Raw genomic sequence first — 20019 nt, forward strand, 5'->3', positions numbered from 1 at the left:
TAAATATATCGCTTTATAGCCTGTAAATCCATCTTCTACCTTTACAGCTTATGGTATAATTTGTGAATCAAATCATTTGTAAAGGAGTGTCTATTGCTGTGGATCATAACGATAAAGTAGAACAACTGGAACAGCGTATTCTCAGGCTTGAACGCGAAGTCGCTGAATTGAAGCAACTAGAAATGCAACGAAGACAGGCTTCGCCTCCACCCGTATCTCCTAATCGAACAGCTCCGCCCCCACCCTCTGGCTCACCTTTCACTCCGCCTCCGCCAACATCGAACTGGCAAGATGCTTATGTGAATGCACCGCCACCGAAAGGAAATTACAACGCTAGACCACAAGCGCAGCCACAGTCAGGTCCATTTGCTGGTGCACAGCGCCCACCTGTACAAGCGCCTTACACACCGCCTGTTCCCAAGCCACCCAAAGACTGGGAACATCTGATTGCGCGTGTATGGTTGCCGCGTGTTTTTATCGTTGTATTGATTCTCGGGATTGTGTGGGGATTTATAGCTGTGGTCAAAGCAGGCTATTTGTCTGAACCGATTCGCTGTATTCTCGGTGTACTGGTAGCAGCTATCTTATACTGGCTCGGGGAACGTGAGGTCAGTAAAGAACGACCCGCACTGGGCAAAGTATTATTAGGCGGATCGATTGCGATTTTAATTTTGTCGATTGTTGCATCGTATCTGTTATATGACTTGCTTCCGTTTATCTTTGCATTTTTACTGTATATCGGTGCACTTGTATTTGGAGTGTATATAGCATTAAGTCAGCGTTCTCAATCGATTGTTGGGATCACGTTGATCGCAGGTTATCTTGCGCCTGTATTGATTGCTCCTGATGATCCGAATCTATGGATATTTGCTGGATTTGAAACGATTTTCTCAGCAGTCATGTTAGTGGTAGCGATGAAATATTCATTCCGGGTCAGTTATATCCTGGCATTTGCTTTACTACATATTACGCTTGGACTAAGTATGATCTGGTATGGTTTCTCTGTACAAAATGTAGTAGCTGTTTTGATTCAACATGCTGTCATTTTAGCGATTTCTGTATTATGGAAAAAGCGCAGCACCAGTATGCAACTAGGTGTTCTTTTTACGAGCTTCGCCTTTGTCGGTGGATGGCTTACCATTTACTATCTCGATGGTAGTGAGACAGGCGCACGTTGGATGATTGCTATTTTGTCGCTGATGTATAGCATCTTGTATGCTTCCGGTATTCAAAAACGTACTCCTGTCGGCATTGCTTATCCTGCTATGGCGATCTTTGGCTGGTTTTTGTTGTTAAATATGATTCCGAATTTCCCTGCTCGTATGGCTGTTATTTTGGTCGAAGGTACACTAGCGTTCTTACTGGCTCTTCGATTCCGTAACAAATTACAATTGGTTCTCGCTTGTATTGTATATGCGTATGCACTGTTAGCGACATTATTTGTTCCGATCGAACGTTTCTGGTCTGCATCTGCTTTTAACTGGTTAATCTTACTCATTACAATTCCAGCAATCTATCAGATTATTGGAAAATGGGTACATTCAGAAGATAAAGTCTATAGCTCGCTGTATCGCAAACGTTATATTTTGATGTGGGCAGAAGCGATTCTGGGATTGATCTACCTTAGTCAATTGGTACACGTTGCTTCCCGATTCCAAAATGCTGATGTACGCCATCTTAGTCTTTCCAGTGCGTGGATTATCTATGCGATTCTCATTATTGTGATCGGTATGGTTGTTCAAAAATCCAAATTGCGGATTATCGGAATATTGTTTATCTTTTTCACCTTACTCAAAATTATTTTTATCGATCTTCCAGATATTTCGATTGGCGTACGGGCGATCTTGTTTATTATATTAGGTGTGGTTGGACTGGGATTATCGCGTTTATTTTACAAACGTCGGGATAACAATGGACAACCTCCATCACAAGAGCCACCACTAGAAGCTAATATACCAACGAACAATCCTGAACGTTCTTATGAATCTTCAACTGCACCATTAGACAACCGTTCTGCTGATGTACCACCTGCTTCACCCGATAAACCTAAACATAATGATGATCTTTCATAAATGAAAAGATCCAAATGAATGATTAAAGAAAGAAGTGGAGAGATTGATTTTTACGATTTTGTACAGTGTGGTTCTACCGATTTTTGTTTTGATTGCGGTCGGGTCCATATTACAGCGTGTTTTCCAGTTGGATCTGTATACACTCGCCAAAATCAACTTTTACTGTATTACACCTGCGGCTGTTTTTATGAGTCTCTATCATTCCGATATGTCTGCTCAATTACTTGGAAGTGTTATCTTTTTCTATGCTTTGTATGTATTGATCTTGTATATTTTAGGATCAGCCACTTCCAAAGTGATGGGATATACCAAAGGGAAAAAAGCCGCTTTTAACAACAGTATTATGCTCGATAACTCGGGTAACTATGGTTTACCTATTAACGATCTAGTCTTTAAAGGCGATCCACTGGCTGCTTCTATGCAAGCATTGATTATGTCGCTTCAAAGTCTACTCACTTTTACGTATGGAGTCATTTCAATTCAAGGATCACGACTCAACGGTAATTATCGAAGCGTGATTGTTGGATTTCTGAAAATGCCTGTACCGTATGCGCTGTTACTGGGTCTGGTTATGCATGCGTTTGCGATTCCTTTACCAGTGATTCTGGCTCAACCGTTAACGTATGCTCAACAATCGATGGTGGCAATTGCGCTAATCACGCTTGGTGCACAGATTGTAAAGTATCCGCTACGCTTATATCGGAAAGACATTTATCTAAGTATGGCGTTACGCTTATTCGCAGGGCCTGCTATCGGGCTTCTACTGATCTATGTATTAGGTATTCATGGTATTCCTGCTCAAGCACTGCTGATCGCTTCTGCGATGCCTACAGGTGTGAATACATCGATTCTGGCAGAAGAGTACCGGAATGAACCTGACTTTGCTGCTCAAACGGTATTGGTGTCTACATTAGTGAATGTATTTACGATTACTGCTGTTATCGCTTTGTCTCATCATTTATAAAATAAGGATAGAACTTGACGTTAAAGGGAATAGAAATCGTCTTATCCAAACTTGTATCTTGTTCTGTAGACGTTTTATACTAAGAATTGCTGATTTACAAGCGATCATTGATCACTATAAACGACCTCAAAGGAGATGGATATTCAGATGTTGCGTCAATCACGTAAAAATGTAGCCTTTTTGCTTATCTTCACAGCGCTATTTTTGATTATTGCAGGCTGTGGTAACAATGGAACAAGCAGTTCCAGCACCGGACAAACAGGCACTTCAGGTACAACGACTGAAAGCACCTCAACCAGTACTTCAACCGACCAATCCGGTTCTACAACCGAATCAACAGGTACAGACAGCTCAGCAACAACAGGCACAACCGAAGAAGCTTCAGCGACAGACAATTCTGCTGATTTCAAACAAGCCAATGACCCTATCGTCACGATAGAAATGGAAAATGGTAAAAAGATCGAAATTGAATTGTTCCCTAAAGCTGCTCCAAATACAGTGAATAACTTTATTGCTTTGGTGAAATCAGGATTCTATGACGGTTTAACTTTCCACCGCGTCATTCCTGAATTTATGATTCAAGGTGGCGATCCTGATGGTGCAGGTACAGGTGGACCTGGCTACAGCATTGCAGGTGAATTCAAGTCCAACAATGTACAAAATGATCTAAAACATACACGTGGTGTTCTTTCGATGGCACGTGCTGCTGATCCTAATTCCGGCGGTTCCCAATTCTTTATTATGGTAGCTGACTCTCCTCAATTGGATGGAGAATATGCGGCATTTGGTAAAGTGACTAGTGGTATGGATGCTGTCGATGAGATTGTCAATCTTCCAAGAGATGGACAAGACAAGCCTAATACTCCTGCTGTTATGAAAAAGGTAACTGTAGATACTAAAGGCGTTACTTACCCTGAGCCTGAGAAAGTAAAATAAGATGTATTCCAAGCCATTATCTCTGATGTAGATAATGGCTTTTTTGTTGTGAAGTTAGTTACCTATTCACAAGTAACTTTAAGCAACCGATAAACATTGTGTACAATCTTTTTATACAGTACATGTGTAAGTCTATCTACTCTCATATTTAATCAGGCAAATTTACTGAAAAGTAAAGACGCAAAGCCAAAGGGTCTAACACATGAATTGTAGGGCATGTCATGACAGCCGGTTACCGAGGAATACCTGATGCGGTATGAATCGAAGGAGTCCGATTCATCATGAATACGATGATGTCTTTTTGTTATAAAATAGGTCTATTGAGTGTAATGATTTGTCTTTTGCTAGGAGTTAGCAATATGAAATCGATTCATGCGCAATCAATTCAAAAAGCAACATGGTTGTGGAATACAACGCTTATCGTAGATTCGACAGCAGATATTTTACAGTTTGCCGCTTCACAACAGATTAATATGATCTACCTGCAAATCAATAGAGATCTGGATATTTCGCAGTATCAACGTTTTATCGCAGCTGCTTCTGCACAGCACATTACCGTTGAAGCTTTGGATGGTGCGCCTTCCTGGGCATTGGATCAGTATCGCCACAAGTTGCAAGATACGTTGCAATGGATTACTTCATATCAACAAGCCTCTTCGGCTACAGAGCAATTTAGTGGGATTCATATCGATATTGAGCCTTATTTGCTTCCAAATTGGACAACAGAACAAGCGACTATCATTGCACAATGGCAACGTAGTGTACAAATGATTACAACCACTGCTCAAGCGCTTCATCTATCCGCTAGTGCAGATATTCCTTTCTGGTTGTACACATTAAATACGCCTGATGATCATTCTACACTCAGTCAATGGATGATCGATCAATATGATTCATTAACAGTAATGGCATATCGAGATTCAGGAGCAGCTATCTATGATGTAGCTCAAGCCCAATTAAGTGAAGCCGATCATGAAGGTAAAGATATGTATATCGGTGTGGAAACAAATCCATCTGCTGAAGGCGATCATATTAGCTTTTATGGCAAAGGAGCAGATGCACTGACTACAGCATTGAGTCAGGTGACTACACAAGCATCTACTCATTCTTCTTTTGCTGGAATCGCTGTGCATGATTATGTAGGCTGGGGCAAAATACTACAGCATTAATATCGCGGGTAAGAAAGTGATCTCAAATGACTTTCTTACTTAGCGGTATACATACAAAATCATTCAACGATCATCTCTCTTCTCCCATAATACAACTTCCTTATTCAAGTTCCTGTATCTTATGACTATTAATAAAGTCTCTTAGAGATTTAACCTAATTGCTGATATAATTGAATGAATACATATTGTCAGCAAAGGGGCTCAATTCAAATGGAATCTTCACGAAATATTACCTGGCAGTCTTCCAATATCACACGCAAAGAACGTGAGCAACGATACGGACAACGCAGTGTAGTTATCTGGTTAACAGGGCTTTCCGGTTCAGGGAAATCTACACTCGCATTTGCGCTGGAAAAAGAATTATTCGCACGTGAGCGTGCTTGTTATGTACTTGATGGAGATAATATTCGTCATGGACTCAATCGTGACCTGGGATTTTCAGAGCAAGATCGCAAAGAAAATCTGCGTCGTATCGGAGAAGTTGCCAAATTATTTATCGATGCAGGTACGATAGTGATTGCTGCTTTTATTTCTCCTCATGCTCAAGATCGGCAAATGGTGCGTGATTTATTTGATGAAGAAGATTTTATTGAAGTGTATATTGATTGTTCCCTTTCTGCTTGTGAAGAGCGTGATCCTAAAGGATTATACAAAAAAGCTCGTGCAGGTCAGATTCCGAACTTCACAGGGGTTAGTGCTCCTTATGAAGCTCCTCAACAACCTGAATTGACGCTAGATACGGAACACCAGTCTGTAGAACAATGTGTTGCTAAAGTAATGGCTAAATTAGATCAACGGACACTTTAAATAATCCAAAAGAAAAACGGCTGTACAGTGACTTAGCCTCTACTTTTCCAGTGTTGGAATAGTGAGTATTAAGCGTTCTGTAGAGCCGTTTGTTTGGTTAATAATTGATGGAATGTGCCTTTGGTTTCGCGAGATAGCGCTCCAAATTCACCTTGCTGCACGATCTGTCCTTGATCCAATACGACCACTTGATCTGCATCACGAATCGTAGATAAACGGTGAGCAATCACGATCAAAGTCATTTTACCTTTGAGCTTCTCTATCGCCGCTTGGATCTTCGCTTCATTCTCACTATCCAGTGAACTGGTTGCTTCATCCAGTATCAGTACTTCCGGTTGACGCAGAATTGCTCGTGCCAGTACAATCCGTTGACGTTCTCCGCCAGATAGACGCACACCACGATCACCGATTACAGTATCTAATCCTTCAGGCAATTTGCGGACAAAATCTTCACATGCTGCAAAAGATAAGGCTTCCCATAACTGCTCTTCTTTCGCACGTGGATCAACTAATAACAGGTTTTCACGAATACTGCTATGGAATAAGAAAGGTTCTTGCGAAACATACCCGATTGAATTACGCCATGTCTGCAAACGTTCACCGGTTAATGTCTCTCCATCTACAGTGACTTTACCTTCTTGCGGTTCCATCAGTCCCATTAATAGATCAATCAGCGTACTTTTGCCTGCTCCTGAACGTCCTACAATCGCTGTCATTTTACCGATAGGAATAAATAGATTGATATTGTTCAGCGCATTACCTTGATCTTCTAGATAGCGGAAAGATACATTTTCACAGCTAAGTCCCTTGGTCATATGAACTGTTTTTACTTGACCGGGTGCTACTGCTTTGTAAGATTCTTCTGCTTGATCGCATTCTTCTTGTAGTGCTGTTACCGCATGAAAAGCAGGAACAAGCGCACCAATATACTCTAGTGAAGATTGAATACCGCCAAATCTAGGCCATAAGCGAGCAAAAATCAAAATAATCAATATAGAACGCTCTGGTTGTAATTTGAACACTTGAGCAGACAAGACGACAAACATAATAATAAATACAACCGAAATAATTTTATAAATAAATTGAGTTCCTGAATTCAAACGAACCAATTGAATCGCATTTTTTTCTAACTTGCCACACATACTTCTAAACCATTCAAAATGTGAAGCTTCTAACATATTGCTTTTGATATCTTTGATTCCACTTAAATGTTCTTGCATCCCCGAAAAATACTCTTGTGATAAAAAGGTAGTTCGATCCCCCATCTGTTTGGCACGTCGTACAAATTTACGTGAGTACAGGGTTAACAACACTCCGCCGACAATCACTAATAAGGTCATCTGTACCGATAATACCATCGCAAATGCGATTTGGATCACCATAAAAATAAAGGATGTAGATAATTGCATCACTAGATTGGTTCCTTGACTCACACGCGCTAATTCTGAAGTAAGTACATGACTCAAGTCCGATTTGCGTTTACGTAAAAAGAATGTCCAATTCGCACGCAAAATCGAACGATACGTACGAATTCTCAAATTATTAACAAATCCTTGCTGAATCTCTGTTCCCATTACAGCCTGTTTTCGCTGGATCAATCCCTGTACAATCATCAATACACTGTACATGCCAAGTACGACAAATAATGTCATACTCGCTGGAATACGCTGCAACGGCTCAAATAACCAAGCCATAGGCATTGAACCCTGTGTTCCAAATAACCCAACCAGACTAAGCAACGGAACCAGTAGATAAATACTTAATCCATCCAGACAGCTAATCATCAACATCAGGAATACGTAGATATAAAGGCGCTTGCCCGCGAAGTCATGCAGTTGTCGCATATAAGCGCTGATAGCATTCACTGACCCACCTCCCGTTCTAAAGCAGCCCGCCTTTGAATACGACGATGTAATAATAAAAATGGATGTAAAGGATAATAGAGAAAGCGTAGCGATTTAGGTAACGGAAGCGTCTGTGTATCCCATGTATCCGGCACCATTTTCCGAGCTAAAAAAATCGCCTTCTGTCCAGGTGTTCGTAAAGAAAAAAGATAATTACGATAAATCTGAGCCAGTATTTCACTTTCCGGTTCAGGGCATAAGCTAACTTGTTCACGAATAAAAATCAGGACACGACGTGCCAGATCCTGTGGACGATCTGTACTCATCAACAAAGCCATTTCCCGAGAAATCGGTGTATTAAGCATAGCAGCAGACAAAATTAATGCCTGACCGACTAAATGTGTGCATTTGTAACGACGTAGTAAAGCGGTTAACTTGTCCCAGTCGAGCTCCATACGTGCAAGGCGATCAATATCCGCTAACCAGCGCAAACGAAACCATGCATGCCGAGCACCATGTGCTGTAAGATAAAACATCAAATCTTCTTTGCCCAACATATACACATTGGTTCCTGCAAATTCTAATGTCTGACGACGACTCCATAATTCATAAAAACTAGGTTCTGCGCCTGCATCTCCATTTAAACGCCAGTGTAATTCAATTTCTATTCCTGTAGTCGCATGAGTAAATGATTCATGATTTTGACGCCATTTCCAATCGCTTACGATTCGAGAGACTTCTTGTGTTTTGATATATCCTAACTGCTCTAATACTTGTTCTGCTTGTTCAATCTGATCGGGATGAACCAAAATATCCAAATCTTTAGAAGTACGGCGCGATAGACTTCCATAAAGAAATTCTGCTAATGCCGGGCCTTTTAATTGCAAAGCATAGATGCCTTGTTGATCCAAAGCTTCACTAACCTGCGCCATTTTACCGCTTAATTGCAGCATAATCAGTGCATTGCGACTATAATCAACACTAAGCTGTTGTACCATCCCTTTTGGTGCTTGAGACAAAGGCTCTGCGCTAAATTGTTCATGAATAGTAGGGTACACCCGATGATGCCTTGTTAGTGAATAAAATTGTTGCCAGTTAATTCGATGATTCGACCAATCGATTGCAGATGGAGTATCTGTATCTACCGCCATCAGTTCAAGTAAACATTTTAATTCCACAGGAAAATCCTGCACGTCTAAATCCCAATCTATATTCATACCGAACTCCTTTGGATATAAACTGATGTTGATCAATTGTTCAGTTTATAGCGTTCATTCAGTGATTTTCAGATCCATTAAAGTATATACATGTTACTCTAGTATTAACCGAGTGAAATAGTATACTTTGTATTCATGCTAGTTTTTAGCAAATTTCCCCACTACCGTATACTGTTCAATTTCTTCTGCTCCTGTAACATAAAAAGCACCACTTCTAACCCACGCATGTGCAGCTACTTTACCCGCCCGATTGCGACGCATCCCCAGATATAAAGTACTTGGCACTTTACGCCTTGCTAACATTTTCATGGCTGCCATTCCCATCACCATACATTCCGTTTCCCAGAATACATGCCCGCTTACACGATGCAATGCTCTTGAGACCTGTACCCCTTGCCATTTCTGATCTCTGTTTAGATCATATGAAGTCTCTTCCATATAAGAACCTAGCGTCGGAGATACTTTGGCAAAAGGTAACATTTTCAAAAAGCGAGCCCACGCTAAATATACTAACGCTTCTAACATTAATTTACGCATAGGCATCGGGGTACTACGGAATTTGGCGATCTTAGTCCACACGAAGCCCATCCTGTTCAGGAGCCACTTCAATCAGACCTTCTTTAAACATTTGTCCGGCAAATTCACTAACTTGCTCCAGACACACTTCATACGATACATCGTATTCAGCTACTAACGTATTGACAATATTTTGCACAGATACAGGAGAAGAACTAAGCTCCCAGATTCGTCCACCGACCATACCCAAATTATAGTATTTGCCAGATTCTACGTTCATCATTACCGTTTCGCCATTCATATCACTAGCAATATATTGTTTATTTTGTTCAATGACCTGATCGGGTCCGATTAAGCTTGTATTCATTCACATTCTCTCCTTTGATCTGATTTTCAGTTGAAATGTTTTGTAGAATAGATCGTATCCTCTTGCATTTCTTCTTGTTGCACTTTTCTCATAATCTGATTCATCAATTCTGGCGCTGTAAACCCAGAAGTCGGACGTAAAATTTGTAAAGCAAATAACTCTCCCGCTAAAGCGGCTGCACTTGAGAAATGCCATTGTTTGAGTCCTAATCTTGGAATCAAAGCACCACGATACGTGTGTAGCATCATCGCATGTAATCTTTCCAAACGATTCATTTCACGCATAACTACATATTCGCTATCCATTTTGACAAGTTCAAATACGCCTGCTAAAGGAACGGTCTGATTGCGAAATTGCTTGGTAACAGGAATAGCAAATTTGCTGACTTCATCATGAAGAGGTTTGAACTGCTCTTCTGACATTCCAAACAGGTCTAAACTTTCTTTCCATAACTTTTGCTGTGGATATGCAGGATGGACAACAGGCTCTCCATTTTCATAGCTCACAGCGATAACATCATCACTTAGTAATTCAAATCCAGATTGTACAAAAGTAGACGCAAGTGTAGATTTACCTGCACCTGATTCTCCGACAAACGCATATGCTTTATTATTAATTACGACTGCACTTCCATGTAAAGGCAAAATTCCACGTTGTAACAACAATACGCCCATGCAAGTTCCCAACACATATAGACGAATTTTGTCTATATTCGCATCGTGCAACGGATGGATCATAATCCGTTTGCCTTCTTGAATACAAAACAAAGCGGTATCTGGAATTTCAAACACAAATCCAATAGATTGCATCGTAAAATTATTTTCGCGTGTATTAACTACAGATCTCCATTCAGATAAATCCTGAAATTCGATTTTCACATCAGCTTCTTCAATATCTTGGCGTTGCAACAATTCCGACAACAATATCTCACTTTCAAAACGTAACCCAAATGCTTGATAAATCGTCTTATGCATAGTTTTATTTACGGTAAAAATGGTCATTACCTCCCATAGAGCCTATGACTCTGCTTTCTCCGAATATTATTCAAAGGATTGCTTTATTAAAACAGAAAGTCCCTATACTAACTCGTATAAGGACTTTCTGAACAACTGCGTGCTTTTCTATCCCAGTGCTGCTTACAATACTCAGCTAGGGTTATATAGATCAGCGTCTTGCTCAGATACCCAGTCAATTTGCTTATAACCAATACCTGCCATTGTTTCGTTGACATCCAAAACTTCTAATGTTGGAGTCTGCCATTGCATTTTTTGTTCTTTCATTATAGTAGCCTCCTTATAGTAGAATGGTGAATCGTTATGTTAAATGCTCAGCTAGGGTTGTACAAATCAGCATCTTGATCAGATACCCAGTCAATTTGCTTATAACCGATACCTGCCATTGTTTCGTTAACATCCAAAACTTCTAGCGTTGGAGTCTGCCATTGCATTTTCTCTTGGTTCATTAATATAGCCTCCTTTGAATGTTAATTTCGTTTTAAAAAATGCCTCAGCTAGGGTTGTACAAATCAGCGTCTTGATCAGATACCCAGTCAATTTGTCTCCAACCAATACCTGCCATTGTTTCATTGACATCTAAAACTTCCAATGTTGGAGCCTGCCATTGCATTTTTTCTTTGTTCATGTTTTCACCTCCTCTGTAAAATAATATTCGTTGCTATGCTAAGTTGCGGATGAAGCGCCCAACAATCAAGCTTCTCATCAGCATACGGGTAGCCGGATGGGCTGCTGCATTGGCTTGAGGATGTTCGCCTATCTTTTCTAAAGCTTTCATAATCGTAGTCGTATTCATCCATGCTGCCACTTTAGGATCTTTACATAAATCTCTAAGCTCTTCTGTAAAGGAAGACCACTGAGGTTGCATCCGTTGTACCCAATCTGCGGGCTGCATGCCTCTCACTTTTTGATTCAATCTTACTTTATCAGGCAAATCACCAGCAGTAGCCCGTCTGATTAATGCGCGATCCATACCGTCCTGTACATATTGTCCCACAGGAATCGAAAGGCAGAATCGGACTACACGTGCATCGCTTGTCGGATCACGTTCCCAAACACCATAGTGTTCAGAAATTTTAGAAGTCATTGCTCCATTTTTGTTCGCAATTGCTAGATTTTTAAATTTTTCTAGTCTAACGTCAAAAGCATTTTGAACTTCACGACCGACTAACCATTCTTCCTGTTGTTTTACACGTTCCACCATACCGGTCTGACGCGCCATATCGGCATTGATCCAGACCAATGGATTCGGTCTTTCTTTTGAAGCAGCAGCCTGATTCCATTTCGGAAAAGCTTTGCTATGAATGATCGGTAATAACCGGGAACGCCCTACACCTGTTTTGTGACCATACAATTTTAGTTCACGATATAATTTAGTCCATTGGAACTTTTTGAGAAGCACTGCATAATAATCTAATGCAGGTCCCCATGAGATGGTAAAATTACCTCTAGCTCCTGTTAGCAAAACACCTGCACCTTGTTGTTGAGCTTGTTCAAATATTCCTCTAATCCAAAATGAGTTTTCAAAATATTTGTACGGCATTTCCAAAAAGTCTAACCACGAATCTACTTCTGTCAAAGGATTACGATCGGCAAAATCAAGATAATTCCCTTGAACATTACCAATATACTTTAACGTTTCCTCGATATATGGACGCTCATCAGGCACTAAGGTTGCGGACGTCCAATCATCAAAGCCGGCAATCGGTACATAACTATAGGTCTGTAAAGACTTGCCCTGCTCTGCCAAAATTTTGGATGCGTAACTAACAACAGCGCCGGAATCCAGTCCACCACTTAACGTTGATGCTACTCCTAGCCGGGTACGAACTTTAGATTTTACGGCTTGAGTAAAAACATCACGAAAAGCTTCTTCATATTCTCCGTTCGAACGAAGTCGAAGCGGTTCTTCTGGCAATAACGTACCATACTGGAATATATGACTATGCTGCTCTGTGAGGATAATAGCGTGTGCAGGAGGCAACTGTAGAATATCTTCATATACGGTACCTTTAATATCCAAAGATTCTGTCATACCAGCCATAGTCAGAAATTCGGCCATCCAGGGAGTACTCATTTTTTTCTGAATATCACCTGTCTGAAATAAAGGCTCCATCAATGTCGAAAATGCAAATTGAGAAGAGGTGTGATAATAGTAAAGGGTTCGATTGCCTGACCAGTCTCGTGCACCATAAAGCTGATGCTTTTTCGTATCCCAGATCATAAAAGCAAAATCACCAATTAAATATTTGGGAGTATATTCTCCCCACTTTTGATACGCTTTTAAAATCAGTAAGACATCTGACAGTTGACTACCTTCAGCGCGGCTAATTCCGAGCGCTTCAAATAGTTCTTCTCGATTATCGATAATCGCATCTGCTGTAATCACAAGACCACTGATCGGATCGTGATAAGGAACGACTTGATTGACTGATTCCTCGGTAATCCAACGATCATGACAGCCTACAAACATATCTTCATCTTGCCATACAGCAGAAGCATCCGAAGGATAATGTCGCATCTTTTTCATTAATCGTTGACCTTGAAGTGCGAGTGTTTCCGAGCTTTGACGTTGAAAATTCCAAATCCCTACAATCGTACTCATTTTTCGACGCCTTTACGAACAAGATAAGCATTAAATACGCGCCCGAGTGAACGGTTAAACGGAATCAATGATTTAATTTTGTTCATTTTTTGCTTCATATCTTTTACTTCTTTACGTAGACGTTCACTTTCTTGATGGAGACGATCACGTTCAATATAATGTTGCTCCATTCGTTTTTCCAAAGAACGTAATGTCATTCGCATACGTAGCAATTCATCTGCTTCGGCTTTTTCTTTTGATTCTTGAGACAGCGCACTTGCAACTTCTGGTGAAGTTTCAGGTAGAACAGCCGATTGCATCTTATACTCCGGTTCCCAGCGACAGCCGGTAGCCTCGGCGAACTGCTTCGTTTTGGCTTCAATCCACTTCATGTCTGGCTCCTCCTCAAACACAACGCCTGTTAGACGCTGTGCCTCTTCAAGCTCTGCTCCATATCCTAGATCGCGGAATAGTCTCGCACCTAGTATACGGCAGTAAGCTTCGATTTCCCGATGGTCTAGCATGGTACGCCAGTTACCGATAGACTTCATATGTGGTGTACGGTGTTCACTGAGATATGGATCACCTACACCCATGCTATAGAACAGTTCCGACTTGGCAGAATCCATATAATCTCCATACTTTTCGATTCCTTCTTCGTACGAAATATCTAGAAATTCACATACCTTCTGCATCTGTTCTTCTGGATGTGCAGCCATTTGTTCATACTTCAACCAGAAAGCATTGTTGTTGCTTTGTGAAAAATATTGATGATAACGGAATAATCCGATAGTGATATCGACCATCTTCATATTCAACGACGGGTCATTTAGCTGATCTGCCAAATTAAAATTCGGTGCAGATCGCTGATTTACTTTTTTATAAGAAGCCGCTACATCCAGTGGATTACGAAATAATCCGATCCGCTTGGATTGCGGGAATAAACGATCCAAAAATTCAAGAAGATAATAGTAGCGTGGTGATTTGTCTACAACCATATCTGCTTCACTTGTAGATAATAATCCATTATAGACATTCATTCCAAAACTACGACATGCCTCATCATATACACTTTCAGGCAGAACACCATCAAAGAATTGATTTAGAATAGCTGTTCCACCGTATGCACGCTTCTCTGGCTTCTTCAAATCATATAGACTCATAAGAAACCACATTTCTTGTGCCGCATAAATGCGTGTGTGATTTTGTAGCATCACGGTTGCGAGCGAGCTACCACTACGTGGCACACAGAGAAGAAAGATGAGTTTGTTACCATTTCTTTCAATCATCCGGTTTCCCCTGCCTTCCAAACCTCTTTCATAACATGTACCCAAAAGTTATTCGTTTTGAATAACATTAATCAGCTAAGTACATTATATATTTAAAAAGCAGAATTTACATGATAAATTTTCCAATTATGAAAAAAAGTTTAGATAATTAGCTAATATCAAATAGTGTTGGTACGATCATGTTTTGACTGATTCTCAATTTATATTTTTTTGATTATAACTATAATTTATTCCCAAAACCTTATAACCACGCGAAAAAATCTGCATTCTCACTTTTGGCGTGAATGCAGATTTTTTCTTTTTTTTTAAAAATTAAATTGGTAAAAAAATTCAAAAATAATATATTACATTTTGGTTACAAAACCTATTTTTCTGTTACCATTTAGTATATTTATACCATTAAAAGAACATATATTCCCATTTTATAGCATTTTTAATTTTAATTTGCATCATTTATTTTCTGCAATATGCGACTTAATGCGACAATGCTCTCAACTCGTGTAAGCTTTTCCTTTGGTTGGAATTGTTTTAAAGCATTTCCTTTTAATATTCCGGTAGCACTCACATATTGAATCGCAGAACGCGACCATGAAGAAGCTTGCTTCGCATCGCTAAACAAAATCGTCGGTTCAGAGGTTACTGTGGCCTGATTCTGATCAATTAATGATAATGTCCGCTGCAAAATCACAGCTAACTCTTCACGTGTAACTGCCGCTTGTGGACGGAACGTACCGTTAGCATCTCCCAACATCAATCCTGCTTCGACAGCGGTACGTACTGAATTGTTATACCATGCTGTAGAATTCACATCAGCAAATGAAGAAGCTGAGTCTGATGGTGAACGTTCTGCCAAACCTAATGTTCTGGTTAATAAAGTAGCCAGTTCTGCACGGGTAATCGTACGAGCAGGTTCAAATCGATTTTGACCTGTACCTGTGACAATCATTCGGTCAGCAAACTGTTGAATATCTGCTTGTCCCCAGTGACCATATATATCGGTTAATAACGGCTCATTGCGATCCAATACCAGATACGTACTATTGCTACGACTATAGATCGTAACCGCTCCGTTAGAAATAGTAAAAGGAACAGGAGTATACGAAATATTGCCATTACTGTCTGGCTCGGCACGAACTACTGCTAGACGATCTGTTGGATTTGTATTTGGACTGATCACCGAACGTTTAACATATTGATCAAAATACGGAATAGAATGCTTCTGATTCTGATCATCTAACATGTACCAATCAAAATCGACAGCTGTGCGTACATCATAACCTGCTTGCTTGGCTTGAGTGATCGCCGCTGGTGCACTGGCTAGATCAAGAACGAGCTTTTGATTAGAAGATAAGGTCTCTTTTTGGATTGTAGAAACAGACAGTTCATAAGTGCCTATAGGCGTAGATACGATCAGACGATCTATCGCTGTTTGTCCGGTGAACGATTGTTGTACCGAAGCATCCCATTGCAGTTGATATAGAGTAGCATCTGGAACTTCAGGTAAAGAAAGACGTAAAGTATGTGCTCCTTCAGCACGAGCCATTATTTCTTGCAATATAGCTGGTGTTACTGTGCTAGACGCAATCACTGCATGATCAGAGTTACTATTAGATACAACAGGCAGTGTCCAGCTAGCTACTGTACCATTGCTAGATACTCCTTCATATACAGGTGCTGTCGGAAGTGCAGGTACAGATGAAGGATCTGTAGGAAGATTGGTTGTCGGGCTTGATCCACCGCCACCATTATTTCCGTTACCATTTTGTGAACCCGGTCTTGTTCCAGAATCATCGTCTGAATCTTTTTTGGCAAAATCAATTCTAGCTAACAATGGATCATGATCGCTCACTCGTCCATCTGCTTCCATAAAATCAGAATTGATATGCACAATATCCAATTGAGCCCGATTAGCGATATTGGCTGTCATCAGAATATGATCCAATGTCTGCGAATTTCCTTCATATACATAAGAGTAACGTTCATTAGCAGGCAATGTATCGACCAGATTGGTTAATTCTTGTCCTTTCAGAACATTAATCGTATTCGAAAATTGAAAATCGTTAAAATCTCCTAACAATACAACATTAGCCTGACTATTTTGAGATAATGTCTGTTTGACAAATTGATTCAACAATGTCGCTTGCTTCGCACGTTGAATTTCACTACTACGTAGAGGTGGTTGAATACTACCATATAACGCCTGATCTCCACCTTTAGAGTTGAAATGATTGGCAATAACGATAACAGATTCTCCGTTAAATACAAATTGTGCCGCCAACGATTTGCGCGAATTTGCAAAAGCTTCTTCTGTCGGTGCGATTCGTCCCGGGTTGTAGGTCAGTCCATTCGCACCATACGTTGTTGCTGTTACTGAATCACCTGCGCCGTTGGTAGCTACAGGCAGACTCACACGTGCTGGATTATACAAAAATCCTACACGAATATTACCGCCTGGTGCGCCTCCATCTTGCTGATCTTGTGGAGCGATACTGGCATATTGGTATGTCGGACCACCTGCAAGCTGAATATCTTTAATTAATGCTGCGAAGCTCTGACTTGCATCTGTTGTTCCATCGTTAGTCTCACCATTGTTATCCTGTACTTCCATCAATCCCAAAATATCAGGATTGCGAAGATGATTCACTACATCGTCTGCAATGCGTGTTGTTTTTTCTTTATCTTTAGGATTATCCCAGAAGTTCTCTACATTAAAGGAAGCAATCGTTAATTTTTTACTCCCATTTTGCAGAGTGGATACTTCACGTTGTAACCCATGATCGATAATAGGTGGCAATGTTCCTTCAGGTAATATTTTAAAATTGCTATAGCTGTAACTCATAATGCCATGTAATGCTCCTGCAAATTGATCGCCCGTACTTACAGTTTGGGTAGGCTTAGCACTAATTAATAACCTTTTAGCATTCCATTGATTATGATCGATAACAAGCCCTCCTGCCGGAGTGATCAGTGGAGAAGATTTCAGATCGACAGTGACCGGAATCTCATACGTGTATGGCCCGATAATAGAAGCATCATTTAACTGTATACGCATACCTTCCAGACTTTCATAAAAGTCGATACTATAACGATTCGCATCATATCCAGCTAATCCATCACTACTAGCAATCTGATCAGGAATAGCACGACCTTGTTCACCAATGATTGTTGGAGCAGGCAATGGTTGATTGGATGCTTGTAGACGAATTGCTGAAGCGACAATTTCAGTCGTCGTCAGATCAGCCGCATCGGCATACCCTAATTCTTGATATTCTTTAATACTGCCATCGACACTTACTTTATCGCCTACTTTTAGACCATGCGCAGAACGGTAGACTAATATACCTTCAGATGTGCCTTCATCACTATCGACTTGATCATCGGCTTCTTGCAGATAAAAACTTGTTTTGCCTTTGACCATGGTCACGATTCCTTCAACTTGTGCTACTTCTTTCCCTTCATAAGGAGAACGTTGAGCCGCGCCTTGAATATCATGAATACGTAACTGTAATGGAGGCTCGATAACAGGAGGTGTACCTCCCTCTATATCTTTGAGAGTACGTGGAATCAATTCAAACGTATTGTTATAACGAGACATAACTCCTGTGATACGGGTATACGTCTGACCTACTTCTAACCATGGATTAGAGGTATAAATAATAAACGTCTCTTTTGCATCTTTGACAGTGTAATTACTGCCGCTTTTGCTAACAACGGTCACGTTAGGTACACTGATCAATTGAGCTTCATATGTATTACCTGTTACAAAATCAGTACCATTTACTATCCGGGCAACCGGTAGCTGGATCGTAGAATTAGTAATATGGACTGCGCTTGCAGACGCTTCGATTTGTAAAAGCGCTTTATAAGCTGTTAATGTACCCTGAACTTCGACTTCTTGCCCTTCGATGCCAGATACATTTTGCCCGCGTATAACAATGCCTGCGCTTCCATCTTGAATATACAGATTGCTATATCCGTTACCTGTATCTTCTCGATACGTAATCACTCCACGTGTAGATACTGTACTGCTCAAAGACTGACTGCGTACATCGGTGATCGGCATCGTTGTATACACATCTTGACTGACATTCTGAACTATAGAACGGCTAGCTAACGGAGAAGAGGTTACGTTGACGATGGAGTTGGATAGATGTTCACTAGTTTCGGCGGCTGAAGCAATCTGCTCATTAACCGGAAGACCTGACCAGAGTGAAGTAACTAATACACTTGCAGAGATACCTATACTTATTTTCTTTTTCCAATAAGCCATACATTATATTCCCCATTTCATCAATAAAAGTCTATTCTTCATTTAAAGTATCATAAAATGGTAAAAATAAATCCATTTAAATGTAAAATAATCATATTTCTAATAATGATGTTCCTATTTGTATTGTGTTCGTTATTTTTATCTCTCTTTTTATTTGTAACCTTATGGAATATATAGTATATTTATCAAGAACATAACGATATCTATAGTTAAAAATAATATTTATAGGTATCAAAATCTTTAAGGAGGAATATATGTGAAATCAAAACACAGTACACGTAAATGGAGTACAGCAAGCATGTTGATACTACTCGGTCTATTAGTATTTGCTTTGCCTGCTTCAGCAGCATGGAACGATACATATAAAGGGTATGCCACTTACACAGGATCAGGATACTCGGGTGGAGCTGTTTTACTTGATCCTATTCCTGCTAATGCCAAAATTACAGCACTTAATCCGACACAGATGAATTACGGTGGTGTCAAAGCAGCACTTGCAGGCGCTTATCTGGAAGTGCAAGGCCCACTCGGCAAAACCACTGTCTATGTCACTGATCTTTATCCTGAAGGAGCTAACGGAGCATTGGATTTATCTCCAAATGCGTTTGCAGCAATCGGAGATATGTCTAAAGGAAAAATTGATATTCAGTGGAAAGTGGTTAAAGCGCCGATTACAGGTAACTTTAGCTACCGGATCAAAGAAGGAAGCAGTCAATGGTGGGCAGCTATTCAAGTTCGTAATCACAAATACCCTGTGATGAAATTTGAATATGAAAAAGCAGGTCAATGGATCAGCTTGCCCAAAACAGATTATAACCATTTTGTCGGTGAACAAATGGGCAATCAACCTTTAAAAGTACGTATCACTGATATCCGTGGCAAAGTCGTAACCGATACCTTACAACCATTGCCTAGCGAAGCTACATCTAGCCCTTATATTGTAGCCGGCAACGCTCAATTCCCTGATTGAT

General features: G+C 40.3%; 17 protein-coding genes and 1 riboswitch. Of the genes, 6 read left to right on the forward strand and 11 right to left on the reverse strand.

The window, feature by feature from the left end; genetic code table 11:
- The first annotated feature begins 98 nt into the window (after nucleotides 1-98).
- From QCD85_RS04390 to cysC, 5 genes are all read left to right on the forward strand, one after another.
- The gene (locus QCD85_RS04390; RefSeq protein WP_301261737.1) at nucleotides 99-2072 is read left to right on the forward strand and encodes a DUF2339 domain-containing protein; all 1974 of its coding nucleotides are present in this window, start codon (nucleotides 99-101) and stop codon (nucleotides 2070-2072) included.
- Nucleotides 2073-2115: 43 nt separating this feature from the next.
- The gene (locus tag QCD85_RS04395) at nucleotides 2116-3036 is read left to right on the forward strand and encodes an AEC family transporter (protein ID WP_273615130.1); all 921 of its coding nucleotides are present in this window, start codon (nucleotides 2116-2118) and stop codon (nucleotides 3034-3036) included.
- Nucleotides 3037-3183: 147 nt separating this feature from the next.
- Entirely contained in the window at nucleotides 3184-3972 is a 789-nt protein-coding gene (locus QCD85_RS04400) for a peptidylprolyl isomerase (protein ID WP_273615129.1), read from the forward strand.
- A gap of 145 nt (nucleotides 3973-4117) precedes the next feature.
- Nucleotides 4118-4212, forward strand: a riboswitch (cyclic di-GMP riboswitch).
- Nucleotides 4213-4331: 119 nt separating this feature from the next.
- Nucleotides 4332-5141 (forward strand): hypothetical protein, encoded by an 810-nt coding sequence (locus QCD85_RS04405; protein ID WP_301261738.1) that lies wholly within the window; start codon nucleotides 4332-4334, stop codon nucleotides 5139-5141.
- Between the two features lie 210 nt (nucleotides 5142-5351).
- Nucleotides 5352-5948 (forward strand): adenylyl-sulfate kinase, encoded by a 597-nt coding sequence (cysC, locus tag QCD85_RS04410; RefSeq protein ID WP_301261739.1) that lies wholly within the window; start codon nucleotides 5352-5354, stop codon nucleotides 5946-5948.
- 68 nt (nucleotides 5949-6016) lie between these two features.
- Here the strand turns inward: cysC and QCD85_RS04415 are convergent, their stop codons facing one another.
- The 11 genes from QCD85_RS04415 to QCD85_RS04465 form a co-directional block, all read right to left on the reverse strand.
- Nucleotides 6017-7813 carry an ABC transporter ATP-binding protein gene (locus QCD85_RS04415; protein ID WP_273615126.1) on the reverse strand — a complete coding sequence of 599 codons (1797 nt, stop codon included), beginning with the start codon at nucleotides 7811-7813 and terminating at the stop codon, nucleotides 6017-6019.
- On the reverse strand, nucleotides 7810-9009 hold the full coding sequence (locus QCD85_RS04420; RefSeq protein ID WP_273615125.1) for a nucleotidyltransferase domain-containing protein: 1200 nt from the start codon (nucleotides 9007-9009) through the stop codon (nucleotides 7810-7812). Before QCD85_RS04420 ends, QCD85_RS04415 begins: the two co-directional genes overlap by 4 nt.
- Nucleotides 9010-9147: 138 nt before the next feature.
- Nucleotides 9148-9588, reverse strand: a complete 441-nt coding sequence (locus tag QCD85_RS04425; protein ID WP_307296289.1) for a lasso peptide biosynthesis B2 protein — start codon at nucleotides 9586-9588, stop codon at nucleotides 9148-9150.
- A complete protein-coding gene (locus QCD85_RS04430) occupies nucleotides 9578-9892 on the reverse strand; it encodes a lasso peptide biosynthesis PqqD family chaperone (protein WP_273615124.1) in 315 nt (104 codons plus the stop codon). The genes QCD85_RS04425 and QCD85_RS04430 overlap by 11 nt, the downstream gene beginning before the upstream one ends.
- 26 nt (nucleotides 9893-9918) lie before the next feature.
- Complete coding sequence (locus tag QCD85_RS04435) at nucleotides 9919-10893, reverse strand: aldolase (RefSeq protein WP_273615123.1); 975 nt, start codon at nucleotides 10891-10893, stop codon at nucleotides 9919-9921.
- 144 nt (nucleotides 10894-11037) lie between these two features.
- Complete coding sequence (locus tag QCD85_RS04440) at nucleotides 11038-11172, reverse strand: paeninodin family lasso peptide (RefSeq protein ID WP_137221162.1); 135 nt, start codon at nucleotides 11170-11172, stop codon at nucleotides 11038-11040.
- A 47-nt stretch (nucleotides 11173-11219) separates the two neighbouring features.
- Nucleotides 11220-11354, reverse strand: coding sequence for a paeninodin family lasso peptide (locus tag QCD85_RS04445; RefSeq protein WP_273615122.1), 135 nt, complete (start codon nucleotides 11352-11354; stop codon nucleotides 11220-11222).
- Between the two features lie 44 nt (nucleotides 11355-11398).
- Nucleotides 11399-11533 carry a paeninodin family lasso peptide gene (locus QCD85_RS04450; protein WP_273615121.1) on the reverse strand — a complete coding sequence of 45 codons (135 nt, stop codon included), beginning with the start codon at nucleotides 11531-11533 and terminating at the stop codon, nucleotides 11399-11401.
- 33 nt (nucleotides 11534-11566) lie between these two features.
- Nucleotides 11567-13510: an asparagine synthase-related protein gene (locus QCD85_RS04455; protein WP_301261740.1), complete on the reverse strand. Its 1944-nt coding sequence runs from the start codon at nucleotides 13508-13510 to the stop codon at nucleotides 11567-11569.
- Nucleotides 13507-14778 carry a sulfotransferase family protein gene (locus tag QCD85_RS04460; protein WP_301261741.1) on the reverse strand — a complete coding sequence of 424 codons (1272 nt, stop codon included), beginning with the start codon at nucleotides 14776-14778 and terminating at the stop codon, nucleotides 13507-13509. Before QCD85_RS04460 ends, QCD85_RS04455 begins: the two co-directional genes overlap by 4 nt.
- A gap of 439 nt (nucleotides 14779-15217) precedes the next feature.
- Nucleotides 15218-19048: an S-layer homology domain-containing protein gene (locus QCD85_RS04465; protein ID WP_301261742.1), complete on the reverse strand. Its 3831-nt coding sequence runs from the start codon at nucleotides 19046-19048 to the stop codon at nucleotides 15218-15220.
- A 256-nt stretch (nucleotides 19049-19304) separates the two neighbouring features.
- Here QCD85_RS04465 and QCD85_RS04470 point away from each other — a divergent pair, with 256 nt between their 5' ends.
- Nucleotides 19305-20018, forward strand: a complete 714-nt coding sequence (locus tag QCD85_RS04470; protein ID WP_441005596.1) for an expansin EXLX1 family cellulose-binding protein — start codon at nucleotides 19305-19307, stop codon at nucleotides 20016-20018.
- The last annotated feature ends 1 nt before the right edge of the window (nucleotide 20019 follow it).

It is taken from the genome of Paenibacillus sp. PsM32 (assembly GCF_030433815.1).
Classification (GTDB): Bacteria; Bacillota; Bacilli; order Paenibacillales; family Paenibacillaceae; genus Saccharibacillus; species Saccharibacillus kyungheensis.